The organism is Streptococcus sp. HSISS2, assembly GCF_000448665.1.
Classification (GTDB): Bacteria; Bacillota; Bacilli; order Lactobacillales; family Streptococcaceae; genus Streptococcus; species Streptococcus raffinosi.
The window spans coordinates 1,369,814-1,388,681 of sequence record NZ_CM002133.1 but is presented as its reverse complement, the minus strand read 5'-3'; the positions used below and the strand labels follow the sequence as shown (position 1 = coordinate 1,388,681).

The following is an 18,868-nucleotide window of genomic DNA, read 5'->3' as shown; positions in this document are numbered from 1 at the left end:
TACATGCAGGATTTAAAAAGAGAAAAATGGATTTTGGTTGGATTGTCTCTGAAAAGCCAGCCAGTGTGGCAGGGGTTTACACGACCAATAAGGTTATTGCAGCTCCTTTGATTGTGACCAAGACCTCGGTAAAAAAGGCAGGGAAAATGAAGGCTATCGTTGTTAACTCAGGTGTGGCTAATTCTTGTACAGGGACCCAAGGATTGGAGGATGCTTACACCATGCAGGAGTGGACCGCTGAAAAGTTAGGTGTTGAACCAGATTTGGTTGGTGTGGCTTCTACAGGGATTATTGGTGAGTTTCTACCAATGGATATCTTGAAAAATGGTCTTTCCAAGATAGTGGTTAATGGTAATGCTGATGATTTCGCCAAGGCAATTTTGACGACAGATACAGCGACTAAGACCATTGCTGTGACGGAGACTTTTGGACGTGATGTTGTGACTATGGCTGGTGTTGCTAAGGGTTCAGGTATGATTCACCCTAATATGGCGACCATGCTCGGTTTTATTACCTGTGATGCCAATATTTCCAGTGAGACTCTCCAATTAGCCTTGAGTCAAAATGTAGAAAAGACTTTTAATCAGATTACGGTTGACGGAGATACTTCGACTAATGATATGGTGCTTGTCATGTCAAATGGTTGCACGCTCAACGAAGAGATTCTGCCAGATACACCCGAGTTCGATAAATTTTCAAAAATGCTGAATTTTGTGATGCAAGAACTGGCTAAAAAGATTGCCAAGGACGGTGAAGGTGCCAATAAGCTCATCCAAGTTGATGTGGTCAATGCTCCGAATGCCCTTGATGCCCGTATGATGGCCAAATCTGTTGTCGGTTCCAGTCTGGTCAAAACAGCCATCTTTGGTGAGGATCCTAACTGGGGACGTATTTTAGCTGCTGTTGGTTATGCTGGTGTGGATGTACCTGTGGATAATGTAGATATTATGATTGGCGGCCTGCCGGTCATGTTAGCCTCTAGTCCTGTGACCTTTGATGATGAAGAAATGAAAGACATCATGCATGAGGACGAAGTGACCATAACAGTAGACCTTCATTCAGGCCAAGAAAAAGGAACCGCATGGGGTTGTGATCTTTCTTACGATTACGTTAAGATTAATGCCCTCTATCACACTTAGACTGTCTAAGGAAAAGGAGTTAACTGATGCCTACTGAATATATTGTAATTAAGATTGGTGGAGTAGCCAGTAAGCAGCTAACTCCTGAGATACTGACTAAACTGTCAGAATGGCAGCGGGCTAGTCAAAAAATAATCATCGTCCATGGGGGTGGCTTTGCGATCAATCAACTCATGGAGGAACATGACATCCCAATCCACAAGGTCAATGGTCTGCGGGTGACGAGTCAGTCAGATATGGGTCTAATCAAAGAAGCCTTAGTTGATATGGTTGGGAAAAATTTAGCAGGTCAGTTGAGACAGGCGGGTTTGCCAGCCTATCAGGTCATAGATGAGCTTCCAGACCTTGTCCATGCTGATTTCTTAGATCAAGAGACCTATGGCTTTGTGGGTGAGGTCAGCCATATCACTAATCAGACCCTAGTGGCACTCCTTGCTCAAAGCAAGCTTCCTTTGATTCCTAGCTTGGGTTACAGTGAGCAGGGTGATTTGCTCAATATCAATGCGGATTACCTTGCAAGGGCGGTGGCTATTAGTCTAGGTGCTAAAAAGCTTATTCTTATGACAGATGTCAAGGGTGTTTTAGAGAATAGACAAGTTTTGGAGCATCTGAATCTTGTGGACGTTCAGAAAAAATAGATTCAGGTGTGATTACTGGGGGCATGATTCCTAAAATTCAAAGTGCTGTTCAGACAGTTGAATCTGGTGTTGAGCAGGTCATTATTGGTGATAACCTGACAGATGGTACCATAATCAAGGAGTAAACGATGACAAAACTATTTTCAAATTATAAACGGGCAGCGATTGATTTTGCTTCGGCCCATGGTAATTATTTGACAGATACAACTGGCAAGACCTACTTGGATTTTTCATCTGGTATTGGGGTAACTAACCTTGGCTATCATCCTCATGTCAATCAGGCTCTAACAGAGCAGGTGGGCAAGATTTTGCACCAGCCTAATCTTTATCACAATCAGTTGCAAGAAGATGTTGCTGGACTTTTAATTGGTGACAAGGATTATCTGGCCTTTTTCTGTAACAGTGGTGCGGAGGCCAATGAGGCAGCCATTAAAATCGCCCGTAAGGCATCGGGTAAACAAGAAATCATTACCTTCCAAAATTCCTTCCATGGTCGAACCTTTGGATCTATGTCTGCTACAGGTCAGGATAAAATTAAACAAGGTTTTGGTGAAGGTGTACCCCACTTTAACTATGCCATTTTCAATGACATAGACAGTGTTAAGGCCCTAGCCAATGAAGAAACGGCGGCCATTATGCTAGAGTTGGTCCAAGGGGAATCAGGCGTGCAACCTGCGGATAAGGACTTTGTTAAGGCTTTGTCTGATTTTTGTAAGGAAACGGGTATTTATCTCATCGTAGATGAGGTTCAGACTGGTATCGGTCGTACTGGTAAGCTTTATGCTTATGAACACTACGATATTGAACCAGATATCTTTACCCTAGCTAAAGGTTTGGCAAATGGGGTGCCAGTTGGTGCCATGCTTGCTAAGTCATCTCTTGGAGAAGCCTTCTCTTACGGAAGTCACGGCTCTACCTTTGGAGGCAATAAGCTGGCTATGGCGGCTGCTAAGGCCACGCTTGAAGTTATGTTAGCACTTGGTTTTCTTGACACTGCTCTTGAAAGTGGAAATAAGCTACAAGCAAAATTGCAGACAGCTTTATCTGATAAAGAGACGGTTACCACTGTCCGTGGCTTGGGTTATATGATTGGAATCGAGACTACTGGCAATCTAGGAGAATTGGTTCAAGCAGCCAGAGATAAGGGGCTGATTGTCTTAATTGCAGGAACCAATGTGATCCGTCTTTTGCCACCAATCACACTAAGTGATGCTGAAATTGAAAAGGGTGTGACCATTCTATCAGAAATATTTGACTAGACAATAGAAAAATCACTTGACCGTTAATCAAGTGATTTCTTTTACTTATTGTCAGTAGCAATCTCGCTGAGAAGTCCTTTAGAGGTTGTTGTTGGTAGGATGCGGACACGATTAAGTGAGAGGAGGCCATCCTTAGCACTAGCCAGTCCTTCGTTGGTAGTCAGTCCTAACTTGTAAGTTTTCTTAGCCAAGTCCAAGGTCGTTTGGTTGTAGCGACCTGACGGATAGGCAATGGTATTAACCTTGGTATTGAGTTTATCTTCAAGAAAGTCAATAGAATCCGTTAATTCAGCCTTTTGCGTTGCCTTGTCATTGACAGACAAATCAGGGTGGTTAACCGTATGAGATTGGAAGCTCATGCCGTGTGCCATCATTTCTTTCATCTGTTTAACAGTGAGATTTCCAGCGTTCCCTTTCTTGACAAAGCCAGTGATAATATTATTGGTTGCCTTAGCCTTGTATTTTTTGAGAATAGGATAGGCAATCGTATAGAAGTCTTCGTTACCATCGTCAAAGGTCAGCCAGACAACCTTCTTAGCAGGTAGGGCGTTTTCAGTGAAGGCTTTGTAGGCTTCTTCAGGAGTTAGGAAATAGTAACCGGCATCTACCATGGCCTTTATTTGTGCTTCAAAATTGTCCGGAGCAACAATCAGGTTGGCGTTAGAGGCCTCAGATGGATCCATAACGTGAACAGCATGGTACATGAGGATAGGAATTTGAACAGGATCGTCATAGGTCTTCCAATTGGCTGTACTCTTAGACTGACTCGTCTGGGCATGTTTTTGATTGGTTTTCGACTGGTTTGGACGGTTTAACATAAAAACGGCCAAGATACCGAGAAGTGCCAGATTTATGACAAGTAGAAGAAAATTCATCTTCTTTCGTTTAGGTTTGGTTGATTTTTGAGCTTGAAAAGTCATTGTATCCCCCTTTCAAATAGGTCTAACTATTATTTTAACAAAAATAAGGTGGAATTGCACAGAATTTTCAGTAAAAAAGGATACTTGCCACCTTAAATGGCAACAATATTCTGTCAATTCCGACAGAAATATGGTACAATTAAAAAATGTATGTTTTTAAGGAGAAATCGTAAATGTCTATTAAAATTGGATTACTTGGCTTTGGTACAGTAGCTAGTGGTATTCCTTTCCTCTTGCAGGAAAATGGTGAAAAGGTTCTTGCAGCCTCACGTGATCAGCTTGAAATTGCAAAAGTTTTGGTCAAAGATGACGAGGAAAAAATCGACTTCTTGCTGCTGGTAACGACTACAATTTTGTCACAAATGTTGACGAAATCCTTAACGACGATGACATTCAAATCGTGGTCGAATTGATGGGACGTATCGAGCCAGCCCGCACCTTCATCACTAAAGCGCTCGAAGCTGGTAAAAACATTGTTTCTGCCAATAAAGACTTGATTGCCACTCATGGAAAAGAGTTGATTACCCTTGCTCAAGATAAGGGTGTGGCTTTCTACTACGAAGCTGCCGTAGCTGGTGGTATTCCAATTTTGCGTACTTTGGCTAACTCTTTGACATCTGACAAGGTGACACGTATCCTTGGTGTGCTCAACGGAACATCTAACTTTATGATGACTAAGATGGTTGACGAAGGTTGGTCATACGAAGATGCCCTCAAGACTGCTCAAGAACTTGGTTATGCTGAAAGTGATCCAACCAACGACGTTGAAGGTATTGACGCTGCTTATAAAGCCGTTATCCTAAGCCAATTTGGTTTTGGTGCTACAATTGATTTTGACGATGTGTCTCACAAGGGAATTACGAACATCTCTACTGATGATGTAGCTGTCGCTCAAGAATTGGGTTATGTCATCAAATTGGTTGGTGATGTGCGTGAAGTAGAATCAGGGATTTCAGCAGAAGTATCACCAACATTCTTGCCAAAAAATCACCCACTTGCTAGTGTAAACGATGTTATGAATGCAGTCTTTGTTGAATCTATCGGTATCGGTGAATCAATGTACTACGGTCCAGGTGCTGGTCAAAAACCAACAGCAACATCTGTTTTGGCGGACATTATCCGTATTGCTCGTCGTCTTTCAGATGGCAATGTTGGTAAACCATTCAACGAGTTCCGTCGTGACTTGCCATTGGCTAATCCAGCGGACGTTAAGAGCAATTATTACTTTGCCCTTGATACGCCAGACGAAAAAGGTAAAATCCTTCACTTGTCTGAAATCTTCAACTCAGAAGATATTTCGTTTGAGCAAGTTTTGCAACAAAAAGCAAATGGCACAACAGCTCGTATCGTTGTGATTACACACGCTATGTCTAAGACGCAACTCCAAGCTGTTACTGAAAAATTTGAAGCAGCAGAAGACTTCACTGTTGTCAACACATTGAAAGTTTTGTCTAACTAATTGATAAGCCTATACTGGTGCGTATAAGAAAGGTATTGAGGAGAAAAGTCGCTAATGGCTTTCCTCCTTTTGGTGTGTTATTATGAAAATTACTGTTCCAGCAACATCTGCCAATATTGGTCCAGGTTTTGATTCTGTGGGTGTTGCCGTTTCTAAATATTTGACAATTGAGGTGCTTGAACCGGCAGATGCATGGCATATTGAACATGATTTGGGAGATATTCCTTCAGATGGAAATAACCTCCTCATTTCAACAGCCTTGCAAGTTGAGTCCGATTTGCAGCCCCATAAATTGGTGATGACATCGGATATTCCCTTGGCGCGTGGGCTAGGTTCTTCAAGCTCAGTTATTGTCGCAGGGATTGAGTTAGCCAATCAATTGGCAGACTTGCAACTTTCAGACGACGATAAACTTGACATTGCGACCAAGATTGAAGGTCACCCAGACAATGTTGCCCCAGCTATCTTTGGGAATCTTGTTGTAGCCTCTTATGTGGATGAACATGTTAATAGCATCGTGGCAGATTTTCCAGAATGTGCCTTCGTGGCCTTTATTCCGAGCTATGAACTCAAGACCTCTGATTCACGTGGGGTGCTTCCAAGTGACTTGTCTTATAAAGAAGCTGTGGCTGCATCATCTATTGCCAATGTTGCCATTGCAGCTCTTTTTGCAGGAGATTTAGTTAAGGCGGGACGTGCCATCCAAGGAGACATGTTCCACGAACGCTATCGCCAAAAATTGGTCAAGGAATTTGCGACCATTAAGCAATTGTCAGGCCAATACGGTGTCTATGCAACCTATCTCTCAGGTGCTGGTCCGACAGTTATGACCTTAACACCAAATGATCAGGCTGAGGCTCTTAAAACGGCTATCGATGGTCTTGGTTTAGATGGTGAAACCTTCATCCTATCTGTGGATAAAGCAGGTGTTGTCGTTGACTAGAAAGAATCAAGGGTTGTTCTTTGGACTAGCAACCTATATTCAATGGGGATTTTTATCCCTTTTTTGGAAGCTTTTAGCAGGTGTTTCAGCCTATAACACCTTCTCATGGCGGATTGTCTTTACTGTAGTGACCATGCTGGTTTATGCACTAATAGCTAAACAAAATACACGTTTTAAAGTCGAACTTGTAGGACTTTGGCAGGATAAGAAGGCCTTGCTTCGTATGTTGCTTGCCAGCTTTCTCATAGCAGCCAACTGGTTGATTTATATCTATGCTGTGGGTCATGGGCAAGCGACACAAGCCAGCCTGGGCTATTACATTATGCCTATTGTGTCTATCCTATTTGCTCTCGTTTTTCTTCGTGAATCATTGAGCAGAACCATGTGGACAGCAGTAGTCTTAGCTTTTATAGGAGTGCTGGTTCTTGTTGTCAACACAGGAAAACTTCCCATGGTTTCTTTAGGCTTAGCCCTGAGTTTTGGTTTTTATGGCTTGGTTAAGAAGGGGGTCAAGTTGTCTAGTGATGTGGCTATGTTAGTGGAAAGTGGTTTTCTTCTTCCTTTTGTAGCAGTCTATTTGGCCTTCTTTTCACCGGAGTTATTTTCATCTTATTCGACCTTGGAAATGTTTCTCTTAGCCATTTCGGGGGTGGTGACGGCTGTTCCCTTGCTTTGTTTCTCAGAGGCAGTTAAAAGGGCACCGCTTAACCTTATCGGCTTTATCCAGTATCTTAATCCTACCATTCAACTACTTGTGGCCATTCTCATTTTTGGTGAGACTGTTACTGTGGGAGAATTGAAGGGGTTCATCTTTATCTGGATAGCTATCTTGGTCTTCGTGACCGGTCAATTAGTGACTATTCGTAGAATTTCCTGATGTCTGTCAGGGATTTTTATGAGTTTGTTATAAATAAAGGCCAAGTTTATCTGACAATTTTAGAACTTTAAGATATAATAGTAGTATTAGATTAAAATAGCGGAGAATTTTATGCGAAAAATGAAAAATCTAGTGGGCTATCTGATTCTGCTCGCTATCCCAGTTGCCATCGCTGCAGTCTTGTTTATTTTTAACGGCTCAGGTTATCGCTTGTCAGAACAAGATGTGGCAGACATTGCTTACAAAAATGCAGGCGTCAAAACTTCTGAGATATCTCAATCAACAGTCTCAAAAAAGCGTACAGGCTTGCGTGGCAGTTATAAGGTGAGTTTCACAACACCAGACAACCACTTTGATTACACTATTGATGGTCAATCTGGGTCTATTTTGAATCAGAAGAGCGACCATCCAACGTCTAATGATGAAGATGCTGCTCAAAAGAGTGATGACGATAAAGACAAGACACAGCCTAGCGAAGACAAAGATAATCCACCGGTATCTAAAGACGCTGCTCAAACGACAGCTCTTAATCATGCCGGCTTAGCTGCAGGTTCTGTTACTAATTTGACGACAGACTTGAAGACTGAAGGAGACGGTAAAGTTTATAATATAAGTTTTGATTATGCAGCTAGTGGCCTACGTTATAAATATGTAGTTAATGCCGAGTCAGGAGCTATCGCTGCCTACACAACAGAGTATCTCACAGGAGCTACTGCAGCTGCCCAATAGGTCGTAGATAGTGTGAAAGTTCTCTTTATTAAGGAAAAATCTTGCAATTTCTCTGAAATGGTGTAAACTTAAAGTGAAAACGGTAACAGTCATTTTAGAGAGTGCCGTAGAATCAAGGAGGCTTTGACCATGAAAGAATTCCAAGTATTTAAAGACACGCTTAGCAACAAGGCTCTCAAAGCCATTTACGAAGAAAGTAAATTGGAAGTCCAAAATGAAACAACTGAAGGGACGGAAGCCTTCTCAGTTGCCTTGGCAACCCAATGGCTATAAATCTACTTGAAAGCTATGAACAATGGCTAAAAGAAGAAAGAGCTAAGGAAGAAAATAAGATGAAAACCTTGTCAGTAGACAGGGTTTTTCTAATGAGAATAAAATGAGGGATTGGATTCCTATTCAAAGGTGAAATCTGTAGTCTGACTTATTTGCAACTTCAGGGCCCCACAATTTCATTTGTCTTGGCCTTGAAATTGTGATAAAATAAAAGTATTCAGAGGTGCTTTGAAGCCCATTTGTCACAGGAAGCGGTGGTACTGAGAAATCCGCACAAATGTCAAAGCTGGTTGCTGATGGTCAAATTGAATCAAGAAAGCTGTGAGTGGTTACCACTCAAAACTGGGTGGTACCGCGGATACATATTCGTCCCTGTCATGATTATGGCAGGGATTTTTTATAGCTTTTAAAGAACCAAGACCGAAGGTCGCAGGTGAATTTAAAGATATTGATGCAGACGGAGCGAAAGTGAGGTCTACGTTCCTATCGAAGGAGGTCGTCATGAAACAATCTTTTAAAACAAGTAAGCTCTACTATGGTTTTCCCATTTTTATCTTGGGTTACCAGGACCAGACCTATGGCTATAATGTGACGACTTGTAGTTCTTCTTATAGTCTAGGAGATTGGCTCGTTATAGGGGTCGGTAGTGAGGAAAATGCTGCAGACCAGATTAAATATTATCAGAAGTTCACAGTGAATATTCCTGATGAAAATTTTATGCTGGAGATGGAGCAGGCTGGATTTATTAGTCATCGTGAGAAGATTGCTAAACTCGGCATAGATTTTCAACCTTCTGATTTGACACAAGCACCTATCCTGAATGCCTGTCCAGTCGTTCTGGATTGTGAGGTCGACAGAATTATTGAGGAAGATGGCATCTGTCATATCTTTGCTAAGATCCTAGACCGCCTTGCGGAATCTGATTTGTTAGATGACAAAGGACATTTCCGTAATGATTCTTTTGCACCGACTTACTTTATGGGAGATGGTCATAAACGTGTCTATCGCTATCTAGATAATCGTGTCGACCCCATGGGAAGCTTTATCAAGAAAGCGAGGAAGAGGGATGAAAAGAGCTGAGTTACCAGAACGAATCGAAACGGAGCGAATAGTCTTACGAAATCGTACATTGGCGGATGCAGAGGCAATCTTTGAATTTGCCAGTCGTCCAGAAGTCTCCTACCCAGCAGGTTTCCCACCTGTTAAGACTCTCGAAGAGGAAATCTATTATTTAGAACATATCCTTCCTGAGCGTAATCAAAAAGACAATCTCCCAGAAGGCTATGGCATAGTGGTCAAAGGGACGGATAAGGTCATTGGCTCTGTCGACTTCAACCATCGCCACGAAGACGATGTGCTGGAGATTGGCTATACCTTGCACCCAGACTATTGGGGGCGAGGTTATGTGCCAGAAGTGGCGCGTGTTTTGATTGACATAGCTTTTAGAGAACTAGGTCTTCACAAGATAGAGCTTGTTTGTTTCAGCTATAATCTCCAAAGTCAACGAGTCGCAGAAAAACTTGGATTTACCCTTGAAGCTCGCATCCGAGATCGGAAAGATGCCCAAGGCAATCGCTGTGATGAGTTGAGATATGGCTTGCTGAGTAGTGAGTGGGAATTAGAAATTGGTAGTTGAACTCTTTGAAAATTTCGAACAGATGGGATGTCTTGAAGAATTTCGAAAGAGAGGTGAGAAGATTGGAAATAAGCCAGATTATTACTCTAATTAGTGGAACAGGAATAGGAGCTGTATTAAGTGCGATTTTAGTATTTATAAATAGTAGTAAGAGAAATTGGCTTGATTATATTACTAAGGAAAGAACAGAATGGAGAAAAAGTATAAAGTTGATAATTGTTGATTTACTAGACGGGAAAAATAGGAAATCTGCAGTTAGTAGACTTAAATCACAAATCAATCCATATGGCTCTGATATGAATGTAAAATATATTAATGATTATTATTTGAAAGATGGCCATATTTGGGATTTTTTAAGTGATTTTGATTACTCAGAGGAAAAGTCACAAAAGCTTAGTCAATACCTAGAACTACTCCTGAAATATGATTGGGAACGTTCGAAAAATGAGGTAGGAATTGGTCGTGATTCCCTATGGAATCTATTAAGATGGGGACTGATATTTTTAAATACAATAATGTTTTTCTGGGCAAACAATGTAAACAACAAACTCAATATATATCTATCTTTTTTTCAACTATTTTTTTAATTTTGCAACCTTTCCTGATAAAATTGCTATCGAAGCTTAATTTTGATTTGCTAAAAGAAGAAATTACTTTCGTAATAGTGTTTGTAATAGCGTTTGTATTCCCTTATTTATATTCACTTTATTTAACAATTGTTTTGTTAAAATATTATAATCTGATTAAAGTAAATTTGCTAGTAGACATCCTGCCAGTAATCTTCGTGTTAATTATAATTTCTTCAGAAATTTTTGTCCTTTATCAAATTTTCGATATCAGTCATAAATATATTTCTCAAATAAAAAAGATAGAAAAAAATAAGACAGATTTAGAGTTGAAATATTACGGAATTTATAATTTAAACTATAGATTGAAACAAAGATTATGGGATATAAAATATAATATAACAAAAGAAGATGTTAATAAACTAAAAAAGAACAGATAAAAATACGCAAGAAACTAAATAAGAAATTAAAAAAGAAGCCAATTAAAAAATTAATTAAAAAACTAATAATTAAGGAGAACACACATGTCTAAAGAACTTTCACCTAAATACAATCCAGCCGAGGTTGAGGCTGGTCGTTACCAAAAATGGCTTGACGAAGATGTTTTCAAGCCTTCAGGCGATAAAAAGGCGAAGCCTTATTCCATCGTCATTCCACCACCAAACGTAACTGGTAAACTTCACCTTGGTCACGCTTGGGATACAACTTTGCAGGATATCATTATCCGTCAAAAACGCATGCAAGGTTTTGATACGCTTTGGCTTCCTGGTATGGACCATGCTGGGATTGCCACTCAAGCCAAGGTTGAAGCTCGTTTGGCTGAAAGTGGCATTTCTCGTTATGACCTCGGTCGTGAAAAATTCCTTGATAAAGTCTGGGAATGGAAAGACGAGTATGCTTCAACCATCAAGCAACAATGGGGCAAGATGGGAATTTCAGTGGATTACTCTCGTGAACGTTTCACTCTTGACGAAGGGTTGTCAAAAGCGGTTCGTAAGGTTTTTGTAGAACTTTACAAAAAAGGTTGGATTTACCGTGGTGAATTTATCATCAACTGGGATCCAAAAGCCCGTACAGCTCTTTCTGATATCGAGGTTATTCACAAGGATGTTGAAGGTGCCTTCTACCACATGAACTATATGTTGGAAGATGGGTCACGTGCCCTTGAAGTGGCAACAACTCGTCCTGAAACCATGTTTGGGGATACTGCTGTAGCCGTTAATCCAAATGATGATCGTTACAAAGATTTGATTGGTAAAAATGTTATCTTGCCAATCTTGAACAAACCAATCCCAATTGTTGGGGACGAACACGCAGATCCTGAATTCGGTACTGGTGTGGTTAAAATTACTCCCGCCCATGACCCTAACGACTTCTTGGTTGGTCAACGTCATAACTTGCCACAAGTCAACGTCATGAACGATGATGGTACCATGAATGAATTGGCTGGCGAATTCAACGGTATGGACCGCTTTGAAGCACGTAAGGCAGTTGTTAAGAAATTGGAAGAAATCGGTGCCCTCGTTGAAATCGAAAAGATGACTCACTCAGTTGGTCACTCAGAGCGTACAGGTGTGCCTGTTGAGCCACGCTTGTCTACGCAATGGTTCGTTAAGATGGACCAATTGGCGAAAAATGCCATCGCAAACCAAGACACAGACGATAAGGTTGATTTCTACCCACCGCGTTTCAATGATACCTTCCTTCAATGGATGGAAAATGTCCACGACTGGGTAATCTCACGTCAGCTCTGGTGGGGTCACCAAATCCCCGCTTGGTACAATGCTGAGGGTGAAATGTATGTCGGCGAAGAAGCACCAGAAGGTGACGGCTGGAAACAAGATGAAGATGTCTTGGATACTTGGTTCAGTTCTGCCCTTTGGCCATTCTCAACCATGGGTTGGCCTGATGTCGACTCAGAAGACTTCAAACGTTACTTCCCAACTTCAACCTTGGTAACAGGTTACGATATCATCTTCTTCTGGGTATCTCGTATGATTTTCCAATCATTGGAATTCACAGGTCGCCAACCATTTAAGAATGTCCTTATTCACGGTCTTATCCGTGACGAGCAAGGACGTAAGATGTCTAAATCTCTCGGTAACGGTATTGACCCAATGGATGTTATCGAGAAATATGGTGCCGATGCCCTTCGTTGGTTCCTTTCAAACGGTTCTGCACCCGGTCAAGATGTGCGCTTCTCTTACGAGAAAATGGATGCTTCTTGGAACTTCATTAACAAGATCTGGAACATCTCTCGTTACATCCTCATGAATAATGAAGGATTGACCCTTGATGCGGCACGTGAAAATGTGGCTAAAGTCGCTGCTGGTCAAGCAGGAAACGTCACAGACCGTTGGATTCTCCATAACCTCAACGAAACAATCGGTAAAGTCACTGAAAACTTTGATAAGTTTGAGTTTGGTGTGGCTGGTCACATCCTCTATAACTTCATCTGGGACGAGTTTGCGGACTGGTATGTTGAGTTGACTAAGGAAGTGCTTTACAGCGATAACGAAGACGAAAAGGTTATCACTCGTTCTGTCCTTCTTTATACCTTGGACCAAATCTTGCGTCTCCTTCACCCAATCATGCCATTCGTGACCGAAGAAATCTACGGTCAAATCTCTGAAGGAACTATCGTGACGGCTGAATACCCAGTGGTTCGTCCAGAATTTGAAAACGAAGAAGCGGCAGCTGGCGTTGAAGCTCTTAAAGACGTGATTCGTTCAGTCCGTAACTCACGTGCAGAAGTTAACGTAGCGCCAAGCAAGCCAATCACTATCTTGATCAAGACAAGCGACAGCAAGCTCGATGCCTTCTTCAATGACAACGTCAACTACATCAAACGCTTTACAAACCCAGAACACTTGGAAATTGCAGCAGATGTCGAAGTGCCTGACTTGGTTATGTCCAGCATCATCACAGGCGCAGAAATCTACTTGCCACTGGCAGACCTCCTCAATGTCGAAGAAGAATTGGCTCGTCTTGAAAAAGAATTAGCCAAATGGCAAAAAGAACTCGACATGGTTGGTAAGAAACTTAGCAACGAACGCTTCGTAGCCAACGCCAAACCAGAAGTCGTCCAAAAAGAACGCGACAAACAAGAAGATTACCAAGCTAAATACGATGCAACAGTAGTACGTATTGAAGAAATGAAGAAATTGGTTAAATAAGCACAGAAGCACGGCGAATTGCCGTGTTTTTTTGATATAATTTGAAGAGAGAAAACTTATCTCGGAGGGTATATGTTTATTTTAATCGGACTTTTCTTATTTCTATTCTCTATTAATTCGTTTATTAATGGTTGGAAAAAACAGGACTTAGTGATAGCAATTGGTTATTTGTATTTGTTATGTAAACAATCAAGTTGTTTAAGTTTTACATCAATGCAAAATTTAGATATTACTCTTTTCATAATATTGCTGTTTTATTCTAGATCTGATATTTTATGGAGATTAAGAATTGTTGGATTGAGTATACCTCTACTTCGAAATATTATATTGAAGTACATTAATCTTAAGGATTATCTAAAGTATAAAATTAGTATTAATATGCGAGATATAAGTGAGATTGTCTTGCTTTTATTGCTGATAACATTAATCTATGTTCAAGAGTTTTTTAAAGTGCCCACAGTTTCGTTTCAAAATACGGATACCAATATCGTTGAGTTAATTAGTTTTGAAATAGGAGTATTTAGTCTGTATGGTATATACGTTGGTTTTCTTCAATTTTTAACGGAAAATGATAAGGCTTATTATCTGGGAGTAAGCAAAACTAAATTCATGCTAGATAAATCAATTTGGTCAAGATTCACTCGGACAAAATTATTCCATATTCTTTTATTCCTCACAGTTGCAATGCCTGTTTTAAGTAATTTTATTCATCAACCAGATTATCTTGAGTATATTTGGCAAGCAAGTTCAGGAATAGTAATCTTAATTTATATCTATCTACTTAAATTGAATATAAGGGTTGCTTATAATGTTTTTAGATTAAACGCCGAAGGGATTCATAAAAAAATTCAAAAACAAGATTCGTCATCTGCTGAGATGAAAAAAATAAGAGAATTAAGTAAAACAAGTGTTGATGAGGAAATTTCTATCTCTCTTCAAAGAGAAATGAAGGAGTTATTTTGGAAAGTATATAAAAAACCAGATGAATATGTCGATAATTTTGTACCCGTATTTCTAGAAAATCGGTTTTTATTAATTGATGTAGAGGAGCGTAATGACTTTGTATTTTCTATCTTTCATAAAGAATATTGGAGAAATTATAACTTAGCTTACTCAATCGATGAATATTTAGGAAAGCTTCCATCTAAGGAAATATCTGATTTCTATAAATTCTATAGAAAGTATTGCAAATATAAATGGGAATTTCTCAAGGAATTTCAGGATAATATTCTTTCGAGTACATGGAAAGAACTAATTGAGCAGGATCTTAGAGTTTTCCAAAGTCTTGAGAAAAAGGATGATACATTTGAAGTTTTACAAATTGAGAAACCTACGAGAGCAAATTATAGACAATCAAGTGATTATAAAATCAAAGAATATCTATTTGAGACTCTTATTAATAACAAAACCATCAATTTAAATGAAATAGTTGAAGACTTGAAGAGTGAATTACAGTCTATTAAAAATTCCAATGATGAGAAAGAATTACAAAAACAAAATGAAGACCTCTTACGTTTTAAATTAAATCAGCTATTCAAACAATACGAGCGAGGCGAAAGGGAGTTTTCTCTTCCCAAATTTGAAAAGTTATCAGATGAATTTTTTGGGAACGAACGTAATGATTTCTATAACAGTATGTTTTATTCTAAAATTTGTTTTAATTACCTGGACAGAGGAAGAATTGAAGATTTTAGTCAACTGAAAGTTAAAGCAGATGATAGTGAGGAACAAAAAAACAAAAATTAAAGGCTCAAAAAATACAGAAACTTATCTTGAGTATGAATGAAGAGTATTGCTTGGCATTCATGCTATATCAATTATTATACACAGATGGTGAACTTTGGGATAATAATATTAATTTTTATGATACTCATATCAAAAAATAATGGATGAAAATAAAAAACATCAAGATTATTTATTTAATAAAGCTAAAAATATTTTATTAAGAATCGATATCAAACATCGTATTACAAAAGAATTTTTAGACATACTATGGAATACTCGTAATGATAAAATCACTACCATTACTTGGTTTGATCAATTTGGAAATAGACACAGAATGACAAAATTTAAAATATTGTATACTCAGTGGTTGTTAACTGAAAGAAGTTCTCTCCCTAGAAATAGGTTTGAAGATTTTAAAAATAATGAATTCAATAATGAAATTTGTGTAGACTATTTTATTTTAACTGATAAGGTAACTGGTTTGTTTACAAAAGATTGTAACAACTTATATAAAAATGATTTGCAATATATGATTGAGTATATTTTAATTGAAGGAGATATTAATATACAAGATATTGCCAAGAAATTATCTTTAACTGGATTACTAAAATTAGAACATATTTTAAAAATAATTCTATCTATAACAATAGAATTATATTTGATTCAATGGGAGAATTTAAATGGCTCTTTGGTAATAGTAGTAATATTTTAGATTTTTATATTTTGAAACTTATTGATAATTATTATTCTGATTTATATCAAGATAAAGAATTTATCAATGGATTCAAGAATAAATTAGAGCGTCAATTGAACTTTTTCAATATGACAACAGAAGATTATGTAGATGGTGTTTCTGGAAAAATTTGTGATTTTGAAATAGTTTCAACTCCTAATAAAATAAAAATAATTTCTAATCTAAATGATGTTTTAAATATTGAGGATAGTAAGATTGATATAAAGAGAATACGGAAATATCGTTATAAATAGTTTTGTTAATTTTTGGAAAGCCGTTTACAATATAAAGACTCTGTTAGTTCGAACCGCTCTGAGAAGTACAACATTGCTGGCTTCTTCTCAGGTGTTTGGGGAATTTAGTTGAGATTTGAACAGACCAATGAGTTCAGAGGTGTGTATGCCAATGAGTTTGATAAGTATGCGCATCAGACTTAACAGTTAAACTATCCACCCCCCTTCAGCTTTCTTTAGGCAACCCAAGCTATACTATAACCATCCTAATAAGTATTACTGAACGTCGTTCGGTAACGCTCACTTGTTCTGACTTTAAGTCAGACAGTGAATCTTTCTTTTTTTCATTAAATCTCCCAAACAAGTCTAACCATAATAGGTTAGGCTTGTTTTTGTGAAATAAGAAGAAAGTTATTTATTATAAGTAAACGCTTATGCAAACAAAACGAAAACGTTAGGCAAAGTCAGTGAAAACGTCCAAAAAACTGTCAATTCATTGACTTTCATGAAAAATAGGACTAAAATAACAAGGTAAAAAATTTAAAAGGAGAATTCTACTATGAGTTTAACTATCTTAGGCCTCGGTTTGGCCGTTATGGGTGTATCTATCGGTGAGGGTATCCTCGTTGCCAATATCGCTAAAGCTGCAGCTCGCCAACCTGAGATGTTCAGCAAACTTCAAACATTGATGTTTACTGGTGTTGCCTTTATCGAAGGTACTTTCTTCGTACTGTTTGCCCTTAGCTACATTGTCAAATAGACAAATTAAAAGATGAAGGAGGGATGAGCATTGGAAACTACAAGTAATCCAACCGTCTCAGTATTTGGGATTGATTTTGACTTGACTGTCCTTGCCATGTCTCTCTTGACAGTAATTATCGTTTTTGGAGTGGTTTTTTGGGCAAGTCGTAAGATGTCTATTAAACCAAAGGGAAAACAAAATGTACTTGAGTTTATCTATGAATTTGTGAACAGTACCATTTCTCAAAATCTTGGAAAATTCACGAAGAATTATAGTTTGCTCTTGTTTGTAATTTTCACCTTTGTGTTTACAGCAAACAACATAGGTCTGCTTGTATCTGTTAAAAGTGAGCATTACAATTTTTGGTCTTCTCCAACATCGAATTTCGGTGTTACTATCACTCTTTCTTTGATTATTACCCTCATTAGTCATATTGAGGGGATTCGTAAAAAAGGGGTTAAAGGCTATCTCAAAGGCTACCTTTCACCATATCCAGCAATGCTCCCAATGAATATTTTGGAACAATTAACCAACCTTGCATCATTGGCTTTGCGTTTGTTTGGTAATATTTATTCTGGTGAGGTACTAACTGGCTTGATTCTTCAATTGGTGACATGGTCTGCTTTTGCAGCACCTGTATCCTTTGCTTTGAACCTTGTCTGGGTTGCCTTTTCAACCTTTATCGGTTTCATTCAAGCCTACGTCTTTATTATCCTAAGTTCTAACTACATTGGTGATAAAGTCAACGAAGAATAATTAAGAAAGGGAGAAATTAAATGTCATTACTAATTAATAGTACGACACTTGGTAATATCATTATTACGCTCGGCTCTGTTTTTCTCTTGTATTACCTCATTCGTAAATTCGCATGGGATCAAATTACAGGAATCTTTGCTGCTCGTGAAAAGAAAATTGCCACAGATATTGATAGTGCTGAAAATGCTCGTCAAGAAGCAGAAAGCTTGGCACAAAAACGTCAAGATGAGTTAGCTGGTGCTCGCACAGAAGCAGCTCAAATTATTGATGGAGCCAAGGAAACTGGTAAAACTCAAGAATCAAAAATCATTGCAGAAGCACATGATGAAGCTAAACGCTTAAAAGATAAAGCTAATCAAGACATCGCTCAAAGTCGTGTGGAAGCACTTGCTGGTGTTAAAGGTGAAGTAGCAGACCTGACTGTCCTCTTGGCAGAAAAAGTTATGAAACAAAACCTTGATGCCAAAGCGCAATCTGACTTGATTGATAGCTATCTTGATCAATTAGGAGATGCTTAATGGATAAGAAAACACAAGCTCTTGTTGAGCAGTATGCCAGAAGTCTGGTAGAAGTCGCTTTTGAACAAGACGCCGTGTCAACAATCCAAGAAGAAGTAAGGCAAATCCTAACCGTTTTTGCTGAAACAAAACTAAAAACCTTTTTGTCACAGGAAAATGTGACAAGCGAGGCTAAGAAAGAAAGTTTGAGTTTGTTTCAAGAGTCTTGTTCAGTATATATGAACAACTTTCTTGAGGTAATCTTACTTAATGACCGAGCTAACATTCTCTATGATGTGTTGAAGTTGGTCCTTAAGCTCTTTGATCAAGAAGACAACACTTACGATGTCACTGTGACCTCAGCAAGTCCCTTGTCTGAAGACCAAAAAGCACGACTTTTGGCGATTGTTTCACAAAAATTTGAGATTAAGACACGTCGTTTAGTAGAAAATATTGATGAGAACCTCATTGGAGGATTCGTCATCAAAGCAAAAAATAAGGTTGTTGACACGTCAATTCGTAGTCAATTGCAAGCCTTTAAAACGAATTTGAAATAGAAAGTGGTGT

The 18,868-nt window shown here is 38.8% G+C and carries 17 protein-coding genes and 3 pseudogenes; 19 read left to right on the top strand and 1 reads right to left on the bottom strand.

Annotation, left to right across the window (positions count from 1 at the left end):
• From argJ to HSISS2_RS06160, 3 genes and pseudogenes are all read left to right on the top strand, one after another.
• The coding region (gene argJ, locus HSISS2_RS06170) for a bifunctional glutamate N-acetyltransferase/amino-acid acetyltransferase ArgJ (RefSeq protein WP_042767043.1) at positions 1-1,139 on the top strand (1,139 nt) is incomplete at its 5' end.
• A 26-nt stretch (positions 1,140-1,165) separates the two neighbouring features.
• Positions 1,166-1,902 (top strand): annotated as a pseudogene (gene argB, locus HSISS2_RS06165) (acetylglutamate kinase).
• Between the two features lie 3 nt (positions 1,903-1,905).
• Positions 1,906-3,036 (top strand): acetylornithine transaminase, encoded by a 1,131-nt coding sequence (locus HSISS2_RS06160; protein ID WP_021145906.1) that lies wholly within the window; start codon positions 1,906-1,908, stop codon positions 3,034-3,036.
• A gap of 41 nt (positions 3,037-3,077) precedes the next feature.
• Here the strand turns inward: HSISS2_RS06160 and HSISS2_RS06155 are convergent, their stop codons facing one another.
• Positions 3,078-3,956: a polysaccharide deacetylase family protein gene (locus tag HSISS2_RS06155; RefSeq protein WP_021145905.1), complete on the bottom strand. Its 879-nt coding sequence runs from the start codon at positions 3,954-3,956 to the stop codon at positions 3,078-3,080.
• A gap of 173 nt (positions 3,957-4,129) precedes the next feature.
• Between HSISS2_RS06155 and HSISS2_RS06150 the strand changes: the two are divergent.
• The 16 genes and pseudogenes from HSISS2_RS06150 (at position 4,130) to HSISS2_RS06085 (ending at position 18,858) form a co-directional block, all read left to right on the top strand.
• Positions 4,130-5,415 (top strand): annotated as a pseudogene (locus HSISS2_RS06150) (homoserine dehydrogenase).
• Positions 5,416-5,497: 82 nt separating this feature from the next.
• Complete coding sequence (gene thrB, locus HSISS2_RS06145) at positions 5,498-6,358, top strand: homoserine kinase (protein ID WP_021145902.1); 861 nt, start codon at positions 5,498-5,500, stop codon at positions 6,356-6,358.
• Positions 6,351-7,235 (top strand): EamA family transporter RarD, encoded by an 885-nt coding sequence (gene rarD, locus HSISS2_RS06140; RefSeq protein ID WP_042767042.1) that lies wholly within the window; start codon positions 6,351-6,353, stop codon positions 7,233-7,235. The genes thrB and rarD overlap by 8 nt, the downstream gene beginning before the upstream one ends.
• A gap of 111 nt (positions 7,236-7,346) precedes the next feature.
• The gene (locus HSISS2_RS06135; RefSeq protein WP_021145900.1) at positions 7,347-7,964 is read left to right on the top strand and encodes a PepSY domain-containing protein; all 618 of its coding nucleotides are present in this window, start codon (positions 7,347-7,349) and stop codon (positions 7,962-7,964) included.
• 129 nt (positions 7,965-8,093) lie between these two features.
• A pseudogene (locus tag HSISS2_RS06130) lies at positions 8,094-8,344 on the top strand (hypothetical protein).
• 394 nt (positions 8,345-8,738) lie between these two features.
• Positions 8,739-9,317, top strand: a complete 579-nt coding sequence (locus tag HSISS2_RS06125) for a flavin reductase family protein (protein WP_021145897.1) — start codon at positions 8,739-8,741, stop codon at positions 9,315-9,317.
• The gene (locus HSISS2_RS06120; protein WP_021145896.1) at positions 9,304-9,873 is read left to right on the top strand and encodes a GNAT family N-acetyltransferase; all 570 of its coding nucleotides are present in this window, start codon (positions 9,304-9,306) and stop codon (positions 9,871-9,873) included. The genes HSISS2_RS06125 and HSISS2_RS06120 overlap by 14 nt, the downstream gene beginning before the upstream one ends.
• Before the next feature lie 62 nt (positions 9,874-9,935).
• Positions 9,936-10,460, top strand: a complete 525-nt coding sequence (locus HSISS2_RS11835; protein WP_021145895.1) for a hypothetical protein — start codon at positions 9,936-9,938, stop codon at positions 10,458-10,460.
• Between the two features lie 503 nt (positions 10,461-10,963).
• Positions 10,964-13,615: a valine--tRNA ligase gene (locus tag HSISS2_RS06110; RefSeq protein ID WP_021145894.1), complete on the top strand. Its 2,652-nt coding sequence runs from the start codon at positions 10,964-10,966 to the stop codon at positions 13,613-13,615.
• A 72-nt stretch (positions 13,616-13,687) separates the two neighbouring features.
• On the top strand, positions 13,688-15,361 hold the full coding sequence (locus tag HSISS2_RS10940; RefSeq protein ID WP_021145893.1) for a hypothetical protein: 1,674 nt from the start codon (positions 13,688-13,690) through the stop codon (positions 15,359-15,361).
• A gap of 139 nt (positions 15,362-15,500) precedes the next feature.
• On the top strand, positions 15,501-16,052 hold the full coding sequence (locus tag HSISS2_RS10935) for a hypothetical protein (RefSeq protein ID WP_021145892.1): 552 nt from the start codon (positions 15,501-15,503) through the stop codon (positions 16,050-16,052).
• Positions 16,007-16,327 carry a hypothetical protein gene (locus HSISS2_RS10930; RefSeq protein WP_021145891.1) on the top strand — a complete coding sequence of 107 codons (321 nt, stop codon included), beginning with the start codon at positions 16,007-16,009 and terminating at the stop codon, positions 16,325-16,327. The genes HSISS2_RS10935 and HSISS2_RS10930 overlap by 46 nt, the downstream gene beginning before the upstream one ends.
• 538 nt (positions 16,328-16,865) lie before the next feature.
• A complete protein-coding gene (locus HSISS2_RS06100) occupies positions 16,866-17,066 on the top strand; it encodes a F0F1 ATP synthase subunit C (RefSeq protein WP_008533960.1) in 201 nt (66 codons plus the stop codon).
• A gap of 30 nt (positions 17,067-17,096) precedes the next feature.
• Positions 17,097-17,804, top strand: a complete 708-nt coding sequence (gene atpB, locus HSISS2_RS06095) for a F0F1 ATP synthase subunit A (protein WP_021145890.1) — start codon at positions 17,097-17,099, stop codon at positions 17,802-17,804.
• A gap of 20 nt (positions 17,805-17,824) precedes the next feature.
• The gene (gene atpF / locus HSISS2_RS06090) at positions 17,825-18,322 is read left to right on the top strand and encodes a F0F1 ATP synthase subunit B (RefSeq protein ID WP_002887571.1); all 498 of its coding nucleotides are present in this window, start codon (positions 17,825-17,827) and stop codon (positions 18,320-18,322) included.
• Positions 18,322-18,858, top strand: a complete 537-nt coding sequence (locus HSISS2_RS06085) for a F0F1 ATP synthase subunit delta (RefSeq protein ID WP_008533962.1) — start codon at positions 18,322-18,324, stop codon at positions 18,856-18,858. The genes atpF and HSISS2_RS06085 overlap by 1 nt, the downstream gene beginning before the upstream one ends.
• The last annotated feature ends 10 nt before the right edge of the window (positions 18,859-18,868 follow it).

Excerpts from the sequence above, each read along its gene's own strand:
- HSISS2_RS06135 (WP_021145900.1), top strand. The coding sequence starts at position 7,347 with ATGCGAAAAATGAAAAATCTAGTGGGCTATCTGATTCTGCTCGCTATC.
- HSISS2_RS06155 (WP_021145905.1), bottom strand. The coding sequence starts at position 3,956 with ATGACTTTTCAAGCTCAAAAATCAACCAAACCTAAACGAAAGAAGATG.
- HSISS2_RS06160 (WP_021145906.1), top strand. The coding sequence starts at position 1,906 with ATGACAAAACTATTTTCAAATTATAAACGGGCAGCGATTGATTTTGCT.
- HSISS2_RS06100 (WP_008533960.1), top strand. The coding sequence starts at position 16,866 with ATGAGTTTAACTATCTTAGGCCTCGGTTTGGCCGTTATGGGTGTATCT.
- HSISS2_RS10935 (WP_021145892.1), top strand. The coding sequence starts at position 15,501 with ATGGATGAAAATAAAAAACATCAAGATTATTTATTTAATAAAGCTAAA.
- HSISS2_RS06125 (WP_021145897.1), top strand. The coding sequence starts at position 8,739 with ATGAAACAATCTTTTAAAACAAGTAAGCTCTACTATGGTTTTCCCATT.
- HSISS2_RS06120 (WP_021145896.1), top strand. The coding sequence starts at position 9,304 with ATGAAAAGAGCTGAGTTACCAGAACGAATCGAAACGGAGCGAATAGTC.
- HSISS2_RS10940 (WP_021145893.1), top strand. The coding sequence starts at position 13,688 with ATGTTTATTTTAATCGGACTTTTCTTATTTCTATTCTCTATTAATTCG.
- thrB (WP_021145902.1), top strand. The coding sequence starts at position 5,498 with ATGAAAATTACTGTTCCAGCAACATCTGCCAATATTGGTCCAGGTTTT.
- HSISS2_RS06110 (WP_021145894.1), top strand. The coding sequence starts at position 10,964 with ATGTCTAAAGAACTTTCACCTAAATACAATCCAGCCGAGGTTGAGGCT.
- atpF (WP_002887571.1), top strand. The coding sequence starts at position 17,825 with ATGTCATTACTAATTAATAGTACGACACTTGGTAATATCATTATTACG.
- HSISS2_RS06085 (WP_008533962.1), top strand. The coding sequence starts at position 18,322 with ATGGATAAGAAAACACAAGCTCTTGTTGAGCAGTATGCCAGAAGTCTG.
- HSISS2_RS10930 (WP_021145891.1), top strand. The coding sequence starts at position 16,007 with ATGGGAGAATTTAAATGGCTCTTTGGTAATAGTAGTAATATTTTAGAT.